Annotated in this window: 11 protein-coding genes and 2 pseudogenes; 8 read left to right on the top strand and 5 right to left on the bottom strand. The window is 38.1% G+C overall.

Annotation, left to right across the window (positions count from 1 at the left end):
• Positions 1–162 precede the first annotated feature (162 nt).
• From rluB to rnm, 3 genes are all read right to left on the bottom strand, one after another.
• Positions 163–1,086, bottom strand: coding sequence for a 23S rRNA pseudouridine(2605) synthase RluB (rluB, locus tag ABN236_RS03685; protein ID WP_088495702.1), 924 nt, complete (start codon positions 1,084–1,086; stop codon positions 163–165).
• A gap of 420 nt (positions 1,087–1,506) precedes the next feature.
• Entirely contained in the window at positions 1,507–2,127 is a 621-nt protein-coding gene (locus ABN236_RS03680; RefSeq protein ID WP_023582284.1) for an L-threonylcarbamoyladenylate synthase, read from the bottom strand.
• Between the two features lie 24 nt (positions 2,128–2,151).
• A complete protein-coding gene (gene rnm / locus ABN236_RS03675) occupies positions 2,152–3,012 on the bottom strand; it encodes an RNase RNM (protein ID WP_349473394.1) in 861 nt (286 codons plus the stop codon).
• 306 nt (positions 3,013–3,318) lie between these two features.
• Here rnm and ABN236_RS03670 point away from each other — a divergent pair, with 306 nt between their 5' ends.
• From ABN236_RS03670 to ABN236_RS03640, 6 genes and pseudogenes are all read left to right on the top strand, one after another.
• Positions 3,319–4,896, top strand: a complete 1,578-nt coding sequence (locus ABN236_RS03670; RefSeq protein WP_349473393.1) for an anthranilate synthase component 1 — start codon at positions 3,319–3,321, stop codon at positions 4,894–4,896.
• Positions 4,896–6,489 (top strand): annotated as a pseudogene (gene trpD, locus ABN236_RS19330) (bifunctional anthranilate synthase glutamate amidotransferase component TrpG/anthranilate phosphoribosyltransferase TrpD). Before ABN236_RS03670 ends, trpD begins: the two are co-directional and overlap by 1 nt.
• A gap of 4 nt (positions 6,490–6,493) precedes the next feature.
• Positions 6,494–7,849: a bifunctional indole-3-glycerol-phosphate synthase TrpC/phosphoribosylanthranilate isomerase TrpF gene (trpCF, locus tag ABN236_RS03655; protein ID WP_349473392.1), complete on the top strand. Its 1,356-nt coding sequence runs from the start codon at positions 6,494–6,496 to the stop codon at positions 7,847–7,849.
• Between the two features lie 39 nt (positions 7,850–7,888).
• Entirely contained in the window at positions 7,889–9,079 is a 1,191-nt protein-coding gene (gene trpB / locus ABN236_RS03650; RefSeq protein ID WP_036937130.1) for a tryptophan synthase subunit beta, read from the top strand.
• Positions 9,079–9,885, top strand: a complete 807-nt coding sequence (trpA, locus tag ABN236_RS03645; protein WP_194952400.1) for a tryptophan synthase subunit alpha — start codon at positions 9,079–9,081, stop codon at positions 9,883–9,885. Before trpB ends, trpA begins: the two co-directional genes overlap by 1 nt.
• 276 nt (positions 9,886–10,161) lie before the next feature.
• Positions 10,162–10,476 (top strand): BON domain-containing protein, encoded by a 315-nt coding sequence (locus tag ABN236_RS03640; RefSeq protein ID WP_088495709.1) that lies wholly within the window; start codon positions 10,162–10,164, stop codon positions 10,474–10,476.
• 677 nt (positions 10,477–11,153) lie between these two features.
• Here the strand turns inward: ABN236_RS03640 and ompW are convergent.
• Entirely contained in the window at positions 11,154–11,801 is a 648-nt protein-coding gene (gene ompW, locus ABN236_RS03635) for an outer membrane protein OmpW (protein ID WP_349473391.1), read from the bottom strand.
• A gap of 433 nt (positions 11,802–12,234) precedes the next feature.
• Between ompW and ABN236_RS03630 the strand changes: the two genes are divergently transcribed.
• Positions 12,235–13,008 carry a YciC family protein gene (locus ABN236_RS03630; protein WP_349473390.1) on the top strand — a complete coding sequence of 258 codons (774 nt, stop codon included), beginning with the start codon at positions 12,235–12,237 and terminating at the stop codon, positions 13,006–13,008.
• A gap of 120 nt (positions 13,009–13,128) precedes the next feature.
• Here the strand turns inward: ABN236_RS03630 and ABN236_RS03625 are convergent, their stop codons facing one another.
• Entirely contained in the window at positions 13,129–14,949 is a 1,821-nt protein-coding gene (locus ABN236_RS03625) for a SulP family inorganic anion transporter (protein WP_088495712.1), read from the bottom strand.
• Positions 14,950–15,258: 309 nt separating this feature from the next.
• On the opposite strand from ABN236_RS03625, the pseudogene ABN236_RS03620 reads away from it, so the two are divergent.
• Positions 15,259–15,807 (top strand): annotated as a pseudogene (locus tag ABN236_RS03620) (septation protein A); the annotation flags it as partial.
• Positions 15,808–16,052: the final 245 nt, after the last annotated feature.

The following is a 16,052-nucleotide window of genomic DNA, read 5'->3' as shown; positions in this document are numbered from 1 at the left end:
ATATTATTTTAATAAAAATGACTTCTCATCTCATTAATCTGTGCATCATAGTTTCATTTATAGAAAAAAGAAAGCTATCAAAAAAAGAAGCACCCTATTCAATGGGTGCTTCTTTATGAAAAATGATATTTTAATTTAAAATAATAAATAATTATTCGCTAATTACTTTTTGTTTCCTGCCGACTGGCGACGACTTGACGCTCTTTTAGCAGGTGATGTTGAAGTACGTGCTGAAACCTTAGTATGACGCTTAACAGCACGACGGATCTGATTCGCCTTGATGCGACGCTGATCTTTTTCTACTGCAACTTTTGTTACTGTTTCGTCGTTTAATTCAACTAACTGACGTAAATAGTTGATTTGATCTAATCCAAGTTCAACCCAACCACCACGTGGTAAGCCTTTTGGTAAATCAATATCACCATAACGAACACGAATAAGGCGGCTAACTTGTACACCAACCGCTTCCCACATACGACGAACTTCACGGTTACGTCCTTCGGTAAGAGAAACGTTATACCATTGGTTAATCCCTTCACCACCACGATAAGAAACAGAGCGGAATGAAGCAGGACCATCTTCTAATTGTACACCACGTGTTAACTGACGAATTTTGGCATCATCAATTTCACCAAAAACACGTACTGCGTATTCACGCTCAACTTCACGGCTAGGGTGCATTAAACGGTTAGCTAATTCACCATCTGTTGTAAATAACAGTAATCCACTGGTATTTACATCAAGACGACCCACTGCAATCCAGCGAGCACTGTTAAGGCGAGGAAGGCGTTGGAAAACAGTCGGGCGGCCTTGTGGATCACTACGAGTACACAGTTCACCTTCAGGCTTGTAATAAGCAAGCACACGACAAACATCTTTTTGTGCTTCACGAATATTTAGAATGCGGCCATCTAAGCGGATTTTTGCTGTAGTGGTGACATCAATACGATCACCTAATTTCGCTTTTGTACCATCAATGCTGATACGTCCTTCTTGAAGATAACCTTCAATTTCACGGCGAGAACCGTGACCAGAACGAGCAAGGATTTTTTGTAATTTTTCAGTGCGTTGCGATTTATCGCTCATGAAACAACCTCATGTGTCGCCTTCACAGGCGTCATAAAAATAGAATTATTTTTTAAAAATCAATTAAATAAAAATAACCCATGTTTATTAAAATAAGAAATAAACACAGGCTTATTGATTCAATAGTGAACAATGTTGATGATTTTTCACATCAACATTGTGATAAATAGTGCCGATAAAACGATGTTAGCAAAACTATAATGACAGCTTAACCATTTGTCTGCTTATCAAGTTACTGTGCTTAGCGCTTAAAATGCGCGTTGGTATAACCGATTTCAAAAACAGACACCGTGATTTTTATCGCAATGTATAAATTTAACACAAGCGATAGATCCCTTCACCTTTTATCTCTTTATCTCGTGATAAATTTCTTCACTATCGAGTCATTTACTCTCAATTTAGTTTAATCAACCAAATCACTTACTGAAATGGCGTAATATCACCCGTACCTTCACGCACGATAACTGGGGTATCTTCCGTTAAATCAATGACCGTTGTCGGTTTTTGCCCTAAGTAACCACCGTGGATCACCAAATCAACTTGTTTACTTAATAAATCTTCGATTTCTTCCGGATCAGATTCTGCAAAATCATTGCCTGGTAAAATTAGGCTTGTTGACATTAATGGCTCACCAATATTTTCTAACAATGCCAGCGCAATTGGGTTAGAAGGAACACGCAAACCTATAGTTTTACGTTTATCATTCATCAAGCGCTTTGGTACATCTTTAGTTGCTTTTAAGATAAAGGTGTAATTACCTGGGGTATTATTTTTTATTAAGCGAAATACCACATTATCAACATAAGCGTAGTTAGCGATTTCGGACAAATCACGGCACATCAGTGTGAAATTGTGGTTTTTATCTAATTGGCGAATACGACAAATTCGCGTCATTGCATCTTTATTTTCTAAACAACAGCCAATAGCATAGCCAGAGTCTGTTGGATAAATCACCACACCGCCTTTGCGTAAAATATCAGCACTTTGTTCAATTAAACGAGCCTGCGGATTATCAGGGTGAATATAAAAAAGTTGGCTCATACATCCCTCAACGAATTTCTAATGTTACTCTTGCCATAGCGACCAAACGGGTTCGACGCCACTGGGTAACCATAAATTACGCCCCAATTCTATCCACGAGCAAGGGCGATGAAAATCAGAACCTAACGAAGCTTTTAACCCATAAAGTTGCGCTAATGCCGCGTGTTGTTCCCGTTCTTGTGGTGGTTGTTGGCATTGTGCCACTTCGATTGCGTCACCACCGAGTTGTTTAAAATAAAGCGTTAATCGTTTTAACCATTTAGAGGATAGACCATATCGTCCCGGATGCGCTAATACTGCGACCCCACCAGCTTCATGAATTGCCGTGACAGCGTCACCTATTGAACACCACTGTGGTGGTACATAGCCAGTTTTACCTTTCGCTAAATAACGTTTAAACACTTTATTAACCGAGGCTACATGCCCTTCATTCACGAGAAAACGGGCAAAATGACCTCGTGTCACTTGTCCACCATGCGCTAAGGCTTTTGCCCCTTCAAATGCATTTGCAATACCTGCTTTTTCTAATCGCTCACCTATCATTATCGCACGTGTTTCACGACATTGGCTTTGTGACGAAAGGAGCACTTTCATTGCGTTATGGTTGATATCAATATTCAATCCAACAATATGGATTTCTATATTCTCCCACAAAGTCGATATTTCGACACCTGATATCAGGGTAAGAGGCAGATTTTTTTCTGCAATATAATCATTAGCAGGAGTAATCGCCGCCGTTGTATCGTGATCGGTAATCGCTAAGACATTAATCTGACGCTCTATCGCTCTATCAACCAATTCTTCTGGTGAAAGCTCGCCATCTGACGCGGTAGTGTGGCTGTGCAAATCATAAATCACTCTTAAATCAGATAGCACTTCGGTCATCGCTTCTCCCTTTTCATCTTAGCAAGATAATAATTTTTAAAGAGTATGCCATAAAGTACTTGACGAACCTAACGCAATCCAGTTTACTAGTACACAGCACGAGCTAGTCTATTAACTTATTATCTGTCGTTAGCTGTAAGGAGATCTTATGAATATCAATCAACATCTTATCGCTCTTTGGTGGCGCAATACTCTTTTATGGGCGGTTTGATCTCCGGCTTTACGTCAGTGATATCTAAAACCCGCCTACGCGGGTTTTTTTATGCATTAAAAACGGTTAGTAAAAAATAATATAGAGCGATAATAATGAATACATCACTTGCATTCTCATTTAACACCAAGGCAACGCCACTGCCTTACCACAGCGAACCCGCTTTACTTTTCAATACATTATGTGAAAACAAGCATCACACATTATTGTTAGAATCTGCACAAGTTGACACCAAAGCAAACTTAAAAAGCTTGTTAATTGTTGATAGCGCATTGCGTATCAGTGCAGTAAAAAATCAAGTCACTATTGATGCATTAAGCGTTAATGGACAAGCTTTATTACCTGCATTAAAAATCGCACTAAAAGAAAAAGCTTTCTTAACACAAGAGAGCGATAAACAGTGTGTTTTTACTTTTTCATCACCTGCACAAGATATTGATGAAGAAAGTAAATTAAAATCAGCCAGCGTATTTGATGCGTTACGTTTCTTTCTTGCTAATAAAGACACTAAAGATGCTAATGCTATTTTTGTTGGCGGTTTATTTGCTTACGATTTAGTCAGTGGATTTGAACCTATTCCTGAGTTAGACACTGTTTTTTCATGTCCTGACTACTGCTTTTATTTGGCAGAACAATTAATCGTGATCGACCACCAAAATAAAGATAGTCAGTTAATTTCCATTGCGTTTACTGACGATAAAGCTGAGTGCCACCGCCTCACTTCGCGACAAGCCGAGTTAATCTCGCTGGCAAAACAACCATTAAAACACCCTATTCGCCGCGCTTTAACAGCAGCAGAATCAACAATACAAGGCAATATGGATGATAAAGGTTATGGCGATATTGTTGAGGCAATGAAAACCTATATTCGTCGTGGTGATATTTTCCAAGTTGTTCCATCCCGTCGCTTTCAAGTTGCTTGCCCTTCACCACTTGCCGCTTATCAAGTGTTGAAAGAGAAAAATCCAAGCCCTTATTTGTTCTATATGCAAGATGCCTTATTCACAGTATTTGGTGCATCACCAGAAAGCGCATTGAAATATCAAACAAGCGATCGACAAATTGAAATCTACCCAATTGCAGGAACTCGCCCAAGAGGACGTAATGCAGATGGTTCGATTAATGCAGATTTAGACAGTCGAATTGAACTTGAAATGCGCACTGATACGAAAGAACTTTCTGAACATTTAATGTTAGTCGATCTGGCGCGTAATGATTTGGCACGTATTTGCCAAGCAGGCAGCCGTTATGTTGCAGAATTAACAAAAGTTGACCGTTACGCTTTTGTAATGCACTTAGTTTCAAGAGTCGTAGGCAAACTACGTGATGACTTAGATATTTTCCATGCTTATCAAGCCTGTATGAATATGGGAACGTTATCGGGCGCACCTAAAGTCAGTGCAATGCAACTAATTGCTCGTTATGAAAAAACAAAACGAGGTAGTTACGGTGGTGCCATCGGCTATTTTACTGGTGCCGGTGATTTTGATACTTGCATAGTTATTCGCTCTGCTTATGTTGAAAATAATATTGCCACTATTCAAGTCGGTGCTGGGATTGTGCTTGATTCAGATCCTCAAATGGAAGCTGAAGAAACACGCAATAAATCACAAGCAGTAATCAACGCTATTTTACAAGCTCATACAGATACACAACTGCAGGAGGCTTGCTAATGGCGACTATCTTACTGCTCGATAATATCGACTCATTTACTTATAACCTTGTTGATCAACTGCGTAGCCTTGGCAATAACGTTGTGATTTATCGCAATAGCGTCACTGCCGATTTTATTGAACAAAAACTACGAGAACTCGATAACCCGATTTTACTGTTATCTCCGGGACCAGGGGCACCTTCGCAAGCAGGTTGTATGCCTGAATTGCTAAAACGTGTATTAGGCACATTACCTGTGATTGGTATTTGCTTAGGTCATCAAGCCATTATTGAGGCCTACGGCGGCAAAGTTTCTTCATGTGGAGAGATCTTACACGGCAAAGCGACATTAGCTGAGCACGATAATAGCGAAATGTTTGTGAATTTGCCTAACCCTTTACCCGTTGCTCGTTATCATTCGCTTTCAGGAGAACAAGTTCCAGAACAACTCATTATTAATGCTTGGTGCGATAACACTGTTATGGCGGTGCGTCACCGTCAACATAAAACTTGTGGTTTTCAGTTTCACCCAGAATCAATTTTAACCACAAAAGGCGCACAACTTTTAGAACAAACAATCGCATGGGCATTAACTCCTAAAGGAGACGCATAAAATGGAAACTATCTTCAATAAATTATTTAGCGCACAACAGTTAACATTAGAAGAAAGCCAAACACTGTTTAGCGCCATTATTCGCGGCGAGTTAACGGAATCACAATTAGCGGCAGTTTTGATCAGCATGAAAATGCGTGGTGAACATCCTCAAGAAATCGCTGGCGCAGCGCGTGCATTACTTGAAAATGCACAACCTTTTCCTCGCCCTGATTACACTTTTTGCGATATTGTCGGCACTGGGGGAGATGGTGCCAACAGCATTAATATTTCAACAGCAAGCGCATTTGTTGCGGCTGAAGTCGGTATCAAAGTGGCGAAACACGGTAATCGTAGCGTATCTAGTCGCTCGGGATCTTCCGACTTATTGGCGGCATTTGGTATCCCTTTAGACAGAAGTGCTGATGATGCACGCCAATTACTGGATGAAGTGGGTTTATGCTTTTTATTTGCACCTCAATATCATAGCGGTTTTCGTTTTGCCGCCCCTGTTCGCCAACAACTAAAAACACGCACATTATTTAATGTGTTAGGTCCTCTGATTAACCCTGCTCGCCCGCCATTAGCGTTAATTGGTGTATATAGCCCAGAGTTATTGATGCCTATCGCAGATACATTAAAAGTTTTAGGTTATGAGCGTGCTGCCGTTGTTCACAGTGGCGGAATGGATGAAGTTTCACTACATGCGCCTACCCAAGTCGCTGAATTACGTAATGGTGAAATTACACGTTATGAACTCACACCAAGTGATTTTGGTCTTCGCCCTTGTGCCATTACTGATCTAGAAGGTGGTACACCTGAAGTAAACCGTCAATTATTGGCAGACTTACTACAAGGAGAAGGAAAAAGAGCACATACCGAATCTGTCGCCGCTAATGTCGCTTTATTAATGCGTTTACATGGGCAAGAAGATTTAAAAATGAATACTGAAGTTGCTATGCACGCCATTTATAGCGGTAAAGCAATAAATCGAGTAACTGCATTAGCAGCAAGAGGATAAGAGCATGACTGTATTAAACGCCATTGTAAAAGATAAAGCTGAATATCTGATTGCACGTAAAACAAACCAACTATTATCAGAATTTGTGCAACAAATAGTGCCATCAACACGTTCGTTTTATCAGGCATTAACTCAGCCTAATACTGTTTTTATTTTAGAGTGTAAAAAAGCATCCCCCTCAAAAGGTTTAATTCGTGCTGATTTTGATCCTGCGACGATCGCAAAAATTTATCAGCCTTATGCGGCTGCTATTTCTGTATTAACTGATGAAAAATATTTCCAAGGGAGCTTTGATTATTTACGTCAAGTCAGCCAAGCGGTTCATCAACCCGTTTTGTGTAAAGACTTTATTATTGATGAATACCAAATCTATTTAGCGCGTTTTTATCAAGCAGATGCCATTTTATTAATGCTTTCTGTCTTAGATGATGAGCAATATCGTGCGCTATCAGCCGTTGCTCATCAATTAAATATGGGTGTATTAACCGAAGTAAGCACAGAAGAAGAGCGTCAGCGTGCCATCAATCTTAATGCCAAAGTCATCGGTATTAATAATCGTGATTTGCGTGATCTCTCTATCGATTTAGCTCGTACCCAGCAGTTAAGCCAAGGATTGCCCAAAGATGCAATCGTGATCAGTGAGTCAGGTATTCATACCCACCAGCAAGTGCAAGAGCTAAGCCAATATGCTAATGGTTTTCTGGTAGGCAGTGCTTTAATGTCACAAGACAATATCGACCAAGCAGTGAGAGCACTAGTTTTGGGAAAGCATAAAGTGTGCGGGTTAACTCGTACACAAGATGTAAAAGCGGTTTATCAAGCAGGTGCTTATTATGCAGGGTTGATTTTCGCAGAAAAATCTCCGCGTAAGGTGACATTGTCACAAGCAAAAGAGTTAATAGCACAAGCTCCCTTAGCGTTTGTGGGCGTGTTTCAAAATCAACCTATTGAGCTTATTTGTGACTATGCCGAAAAACTTAATTTATCTGCCATTCAATTACATGGACAAGAAGATGCGCAATTTATTGAGCAACTTCACCAGAAAATCCAACCTAATTGTGAAATTTGGCAAGCGATAAATATGGCAAACCATACTGATATTCACCCCGTTGCACTCGTTAATAAATATGTACTTGATAACGGAACGGGTGGCACAGGAACAACGTTTAATTGGCAAAAAATTCCTAATACATTACGTGAAAAAGCATTACTTGCAGGTGGTCTTAACAGTGAAAACTGTTTAGATGCGGTTAAAACAGGCTGTATCGGGCTTGATTTTAACTCTGGAGTAGAATCGGCTCCTGGCATAAAAGATACGCAACGTCTGAACCAAGTATTTGCACAATTACAGCTAAACTAAATTTCACAAAGATAAAATTTTAAACAGGATGACATCACAATGAGAAAACTTAACCCCTACTTTGGCGAATTTGGTGGCCAATATGTACCTGAAATCTTAATTCCTGCATTGGATCAACTCGAACAAGCTTTTATTGATGCACAAAACGATCCGTCATTTCAGCAAGAATTCCAAGATTTATTAAAAAATTATGCGGGCAGACCAACGGCATTAACACTTTGCCGTAATTTAACAGAAGGCACTCGAACTCGTTTATATCTAAAACGTGAAGATTTACTACATGGTGGCGCTCATAAAACTAACCAAGTATTAGGTCAAGCCTTACTAGCAAAACGTATGGGTAAAACAGAAATTATTGCAGAAACAGGTGCGGGTCAACACGGGGTTGCAACTGCTTTAGCCTGCGCACTGCTTAATATGAAATGTCGTATCTATATGGGTGCAAAAGACGTCGAACGTCAATCACCTAACGTATTTCGTATGCGCTTAATGGGTGCAGAGGTTATTCCTGTTCATAGTGGTTCATCTACCTTAAAAGATGCCTGTAATGAGGCATTACGTGACTGGTCTGGTTGTTACGACCGCGCGCACTACTTGTTAGGAACAGCGGCGGGTCCTCACCCTTATCCAACAATTGTTCGTGAATTTCAACGTATGATTGGTGATGAAGCCAAAGCACAAATTCTAGAGCGTGAAGGTCGTCTACCTGATGCTGCTATCGCTTGTATTGGCGGTGGCTCTAATGCTATCGGTTTATTTGCTTCCTTTATTCCAGAAACTTCAGTGCAATTGATTGGTGTTGAACCTGCGGGTAAAGGTATTGAAACCGGTGAACATGGTGCCCCACTGAAACATGGTAAATTAGGGATCTATTTTGGTATGAAATCCCCAATTATGCAGACAGATGAAGGACAAATTGAAGAGTCATATTCAATTTCAGCAGGTCTTGATTTCCCATCTGTCGGACCTCAGCACGCACATTTAAATAGCATTGGTCGTGCTGATTATGTTTCTGTTACCGATGATGAAGCCATTGAAGCATTTAAAGCACTTTCTCGCCGTGAAGGGATTATTCCGGCTTTAGAATCTTCTCATGCATTGGCTTATGCACTGAAATTAATTGCACAAAATCCTGACAAAGAACAGTTATTAATCGTGAACTTATCCGGTCGTGGCGATAAAGATATTTTTACTGTAAACGATATTTTAGCAGCAAGAGGAGAAATCTAATGAGCCGTTATCAAGTATGCTTTGAAGCATTAGCACAAAAACAGCAAGGCGCATTCGTTCCTTTTGTCACATTAGGTGATCCTTCTCCTGAGCTGTCATTACAAATAATTGATGCGTTAATTGAAGGTGGCGCAGATGCATTAGAGATTGGTATTCCATTTTCCGATCCACTTGCTGATGGTCCTACCATTCAAGGTGCTAATTTACGAGCACTGAATGTAGGTGTAACCCCTACTGATTGCTTTGCACTTTTAGCAAGCGTACGTAAAAAACATCCTAATATTCCTATTGGTCTATTGGTTTATGCCAACCTTGTTTTTAGTAATGGCATTGATAATTTTTATGGTAAATGCGAACAAGCCGGTGTGGATTCCGTCTTAATTGGTGATGTACCTCTGCGTGAATCAAAAGAGTTCCGTGAAGCAGCGCAACGCGCCAATATCAGTCCTATTTTTATTTGCCCACCTAATGCTGATGATGAGCTTTTACAAGAATTAGCGGCATCAGGTAAAGGTTATACCTATTTATTATCAAGAGCGGGTGTAACGGGTACAGATAAACGTGCAGAACAATCACTGACACATCTTACTGACAAACTAAAAACCTATAATGCTCCTCCAGCATTACAAGGGTTTGGAATTTCAGAACCTAAACAAGTGAAAGAAGCAATTGCAAATGGCGCGGCTGGCGCAATTTCAGGCTCAGCGGTTGTTCAAATTATTGAGAAGAACCTACACCAGCCAGATATCATGCTTAAAGCGCTCACTCAATTTGTTAAAGAAATGAAAGCGGCAACCACTGCCTAACCTTCCTATTTGATCCGCTTTAGAAGGATAGCTTGCTATTTTTCTAAGCGGATTACTCTGAAATCCACACTAATTAACTCACGCTTTTTATTACCTATTTTACTGCTTAACCCGCATAAAATGGTGCAATGTTCCCTATTCACTTATTTCAAGAGACTTGAACTGTACTGATAAAAATTTGGCAAAATTTTGTTTTTTTGCACATACTTTATAAAGCGCTTTATATTTTTCTTTCAGAAATTCTCAATCAATAATGTGATTAAAAGGAGTTTGATGATGAAACTATGGGCAAAAATATCCGCTGTTATGGCAGCGTTACTTATGGCGTTTACCTTATCTGCATGTTCACCTACTGCAACATCAGAAGGTACAGGGGGTTATTTTGATGACTCCGTGATCACCACCAAAGTTAAGACCGCACTAATAGGTGAAAAAAATCTTAATTCAACACAAATTAGCGTCGAGACATTTAAGGGCAAAGTTCAACTAAGTGGTTTTGTCTCTTCTCAAGCGGATGCTAATCGAGCCATTGAAGCAACACGCAAAGTTACTGGTGTAAAAGGCGTTATCAACTCAATGGTTATTCGCTGATCCCCTCTTTATTCTAGTCTTCCTTTAGCCTTACTTTTTAGACCACCATTTCGGTGGTCTTTTTTTTGCCAAGTATTTCACTCTTGGCATTCACTTTTATCATAAAGCAGATCAATTTTTATAAAAAACGCCAATAGATTAAAAAAAGGTTATTTTTACCTAGCCTTAATAACCGTTCATAAAAAGAGCAATGCAAAAGAATAATTAATCATTTACTGATTGAAATTTAATCTTCATGTTTTTATAAATATGCCCTATCTTAAACCCTTTTTATTCTTCTTTTATTTCTTTCTATCTCTTGATAGATAAAGCACTTTTACTAAAATCAAATTAAAGGTGCATTTTAAATACACCTATTTAATACTCTCCTTTCTTTATTAAAAGCTCGTTAGTTTTTAATAAAGAAAAATACTCTTTCTTATCTTATTAAGATGGTGTAAATAAAAGATATATATAAAATACACCTTTCTTATTATTTTAATATTAAATGTTTTATTTAAAATGCATCTTTTTCTATTTATCTCTATTTTTAATTACCCATAAATAGTGTATTCAACAATAAACTAGAGACTTTATATAATCTAAAAGTGAAAGGCTTTATTCGAATTTAAAAAACAAAAAAAAGCGAAGATAATCTTCGCTTTTCATTATGAGATATTCTTTTAAAGAAAGAATAATTAGAAACGGTAACCCACACCAAACATAAATACAAATGGGTCTAGGCGTGTTTTAACGTCAAAGTCTTTATTAGCAACTTCACTATTGAATCTTGCTTTTGTTTCGATGTTCATCCACCAAACAGACGCATTCAGCATCCAGTTTTTATCGAGGTTATAATCTAAACCTGCTTGTGCTGCAAAACCCCATGAATCCTTAAGATCAAGGCTATTTAGTTTATACGCATCGACAGCAGCACTGTTATTGAATTTCTCATCAAAGAACGTAGTAAAGTTAAGACCCGCACCTAAATAAGGGCGCAGTTTATCTTCTGCATTACCGAAATAGTATTGTGCCATTAATGTTGGTGGTAAGTGTTTAACAGTTGCAATTTCACCTGCGCCAGTTAATGTGATTTTATGTTCAAAAGGTGTTGCTGCTAATAATTCAACACCAATATTATCGGTGATCATATACCCAAAGGTTAAACCTAATTGAGTATTATTATTTACTTCAAAATGGTCGCCACCTAATATTGCATCAGAACCTGCATTTGGACGAACAGTTGCAGTACCCGCACGGAATAAAAAATCACCCGCTTGGTGAGCGAAAGAAATAGAAGGCGCAAGAGTTGCAGCCGCTAAAATAAGCGCAGAAAGTTTTTTCATTATTTAACCCATTCCTGTAATAAGTAAAATCTCCGCTAAAAATATAACCATTTATCAATAATTATGATCTAATACCGATCACAACTTTGGAATTATTTTTGCAGAAAGTGTTATTTCTCTTTTTATTATTTATCAATGCGATTATTTATAATTGATCCACATCAAATTACTCATTAATACAATTTTTTCTTATAATTAAATTTATTCTTAGTAATATTTTTTGAATAAAAAACATCCTAAAAAGATATATTTAAAAATAAAGTTATTTTTATGTTAATATGATGTTTGTTTTATTTTAAATACTGAGGGATATTTTGATTATTACCGTCAAGAAAAAACTAAATAAGAGAAGTAAGAGAAAATATCCCTTTTTGCTGTTGTAGAAGGTACAATAGCGCGCATTGACACAGTCTATTTTTATAGGAGCAGTTTCATGCCTACCACGGCACGCACAATCTACCGAGACAGTCTGAATTTTTATAAGAATGAACGACGTAGCATTGTTACTCTTTCCGCTATCCTTGCTGTTGTTTTAGCGATAGTTCATGTCTTAATTGGCCCTAATCCTCAAGAATACCAATTGATGATTGAATTTGTGGCTAATTTTAAAAATACACAGCTTTCTTCTACTTCTCCTGCTGAATTAGAAGCAATGTCAAACAGTGTCGTGGGTATCGCCAAAAAAGTGTTATCACTGTATGCATTTGAAACACTACAGCAAAGCATCTTAGTTCTAACCTTATTGATGTTCACTATGGCGATCTCTACAGGTCACAATGTCACCCTAGGTCAAACATTTAACGCCTGTTTACCTCGCTTACCAAAAATGTTTTTACTGATTGTTCTGTGCTCTATTTTAATTAGCGCAGGTTTTATGGTGATGATTATTCCTGGCATCATTTTGCTAATCGGTTTTGCATTAGCGCCCGTTGTCTTAGTGCGCCAACAAAATATGGGAAGTGCAATACGTTTAGGTTGGAAGGTTGGGTTTAGTGAGTCTGGCTCCCTTATTCCTGCTTTAGGTATTTGGATCTTATTGCAGTTTGGTATTGGCTTTGTGAGTAATCTTACAATTCAACTACCTGATCTTGTCCATAACTTCTTATTCTATTTTCTGAAAAATATGGCTTCAGCTTGGCTGATTATCTACCTATTTCGTTTGTTTATGTTGGTTGAAAACAAATACACAACACAACAAACACGCTAGTTTATTCAACACATAGCGATCTACAAAATTGACCAATAAAAAATCCCGTGTATAAGCTAACGACTTATCACGGGATTTTGCTTTTTATTCATCACTACTCGTAAAACTTAACCAAAATACTTAAGGTGTTGATGTATGGCTCTCTATTGGTACGTCTAATATCGCGTCTTCGTTATTCTCGGTTTCTTGGCTTTCAGCTTCTTGCTTTAGTGCCTCTTTTCGTGCTTCTTTCTGTTTTTCTTTGATTTGCTGTCGGCTTTGATAAAGTCGGATCACAAAATAGAGATCAGGGGCGATAATTAAGTCATCTTCATTTAGTGAAATTCTGTTACGTTCAATCCAGCGATTTAATTCTGTTCTGCGCCCTGCTAAAACCAATTTCACGCCTTTTATTCGCAGTTCCCGTATTAATTCATCAATAGCAGCAAACACGCTGACATCGTCATAGGTAAAGCTTACAGCCGCATCCACGGCTAACCATGCTGGTCGTTGAGGCGCACTATCAACAAGTTGAAGTACCCGCTTTTTAAAATAACCCACATTAAAATAAGTTAGCGGTGAATTAAAACGATACATCATTAAACCATCGATAGGCTCAATACCATTATCCTTATTCATTGAATGAACCATGCCCTGTTCATCAACACCCAATAGTTGATCACTTGGTCGAAAAACAATGCGCAAGAATTGTAATAAACCTAATAAAACCGCAAAGCCAATACCGTTAATCAGCCCTGCTAATAACACGGCTAATAAGGTGAATGATGCCAATGTAAATGCTTGTTTATTACGTTTACGATAAGACCAAATATGACGAATGCTCAGCAATGACCATGAAGATACGATCAACACAATTCCTAGTGAAGATAATGGAATATAGGCAAGAAAATCGGTCATAAATAACAGAACGAGTAAAATAACCAGAGCTGCAATAATAGAAACTAATTGTGTTTTACCACCAACAGAATCATTAACTGCGGTACGACTACTTGCTGCACTTACAGCAAATCCTTGAGAAAGCGCTGCCGCAATATTAGCAATACCTAATGCTTTTAATTCCTGGTCTGCATCGACATCATAACCATTTTTGCTGGCAAAACTGCGGGCGGTCATCATAAAACTCACGAAGCTAATAACTGCCAAGTTTATAGATGGAACTAATAATTCTCTCAAGACACCCGGATGAAATCCTGTCATGGATACAACAGGTAAAAACAAATCAACATTTCCTGCATCTTTATCTACGATAGCAATACCAAAGCTTGCTAAATCAAATTGCCAGCTAAGATAAGTCATCACAACCATGGCGATTAATGGTGCTGGCCATCGGCTACGAAAATAACGAATACCCAATAATAAGGCGAGTGTTATCCCTGACATCAATACAGTAGGTAGATGTGCATCCATTAAGCGAAACGGGACTTCAATTAATTTTTCAATTAAATGATCAGGGGAAGTGTCAAAACCAAATACTTTACTAATTTGTCCCACCATAATGGTGATCGCAACACCATTTAATAGTCCTTGAAGGATCGGACGAGACAGAAAATCAGTAAAAGCCCCCAATCGAAAGTGGCTGGCTAAAATACACCAAAAACCCGTCATTGCCGTCATGATAATTGCAAGTTGCCATCGTGTATTTTCATCCCCCGCAGATAATGGAATAACAACCGCAGCAATAACGGCGCACGTTGCAGCATCAGGCCCCGTAATTAATTGGCGAGAAGTACCAAATAATGCATAAATGATCATGGGGAAAATACAGGCATATAATCCAACAATCGGATTAATCCCTAACAATTCGGTATAAGCAATTGCGACTGGCAATGCAACGGCAGCAACAGAAAGCCCTGCTTTTAAGTCATAGCCAAAATAATCACGCTTATAATTAAACAATAAGCCTAATCCTGGCATCCATTTTATTATTCTTTTTCCGTTCATTGATTTCCTCTTATCAGAAATACTTTTTTATTTATGCATTCATCAAAAAGTGGCGGGTGATAATGATGAGTTAATGAATCATATACTAGAGCAATATTTAAATCCTCTTTCATAACTCAAGCTTGCGTTTTAATTTTACATAAATGCAATTACGTTGATTTTTCATTGAGTTATTTCAGATAAAAATAACGTTTTTTGTATAAATTAACACTATGTCGTTAAAGATATGCAATTGTTTACCCATTTTCTGTCGCTTTGCATTAGAATAGCCAAGTTTATGAATTTAATTACCATAGGTTCCTATCTGTTATGAAAAATGGCTGGCTTAAGCAATTACTTGATTTTGCTCCACTATTAGTGTTTTTTATCTTCTATAAATGGCAAGATATTTTCTATGCTTCAGGTGCATTAATTATCGCGACGTGGATCTCAGTTGGCTTGACATGGCTTATTTTCCATAAAGTTGAGAAAGCGCCGCTCATTACCGCCATTGTGGTCACTATTTTTGGCTCATTAACTATCTTCTTCCATTCTGCCGATTTTATTAAATGGAAAGTGACGGCTATTTATGCCATTTTCGCCATCGTTTTAATTGGAATGCAGTTATTTACGCCAAAAACGCTAATGGAAAGAATGTTAGGTAAAGAGCTTGCAATGCCACCTGCAAATTGGAAGAAACTCAATATTGCATGGGTGATTTTCTTTTTTGCTTGTGCTCTTGGTAATATTTATGTGGCATTTTCTTTGGCGGAAGAGACTTGGGTTAATTTTAAAGTCTTTGGCTTAACTATTTTGACCTTTGTCTTTACTATCGCCAGTGTGGTTTATATCTGGAATAACCGTTTACCAGAAGAACAAACTGAAGACGAAGCCACAGAAAATAGTGAACACGAATTATCAGATGATATGACAAAACAAGCATCTAAACCGACATCACACGATGCTCATTCAAAATCTGAATAATCATTTTTATTTTATTGGGAGATGTGTGCTCTAAATACCTCAAGTGCAACTATTAGAGTATAACCAGTAGATACTCTTATTTGAGTATAACCAGTAGATACTCTTATTTGAGTATAACCAGTAGATACTCTTATTTGAGT

It is taken from the genome of Proteus sp. fly-1013, from assembly GCF_040140245.1.
Taxonomy (GTDB): domain Bacteria; phylum Pseudomonadota; class Gammaproteobacteria; order Enterobacterales; family Enterobacteriaceae; genus Proteus; species Proteus mirabilis_B.
Note: the sequence above shows the minus strand (reverse complement) of the source record. Positions and strands in the feature narration are given on the sequence as shown.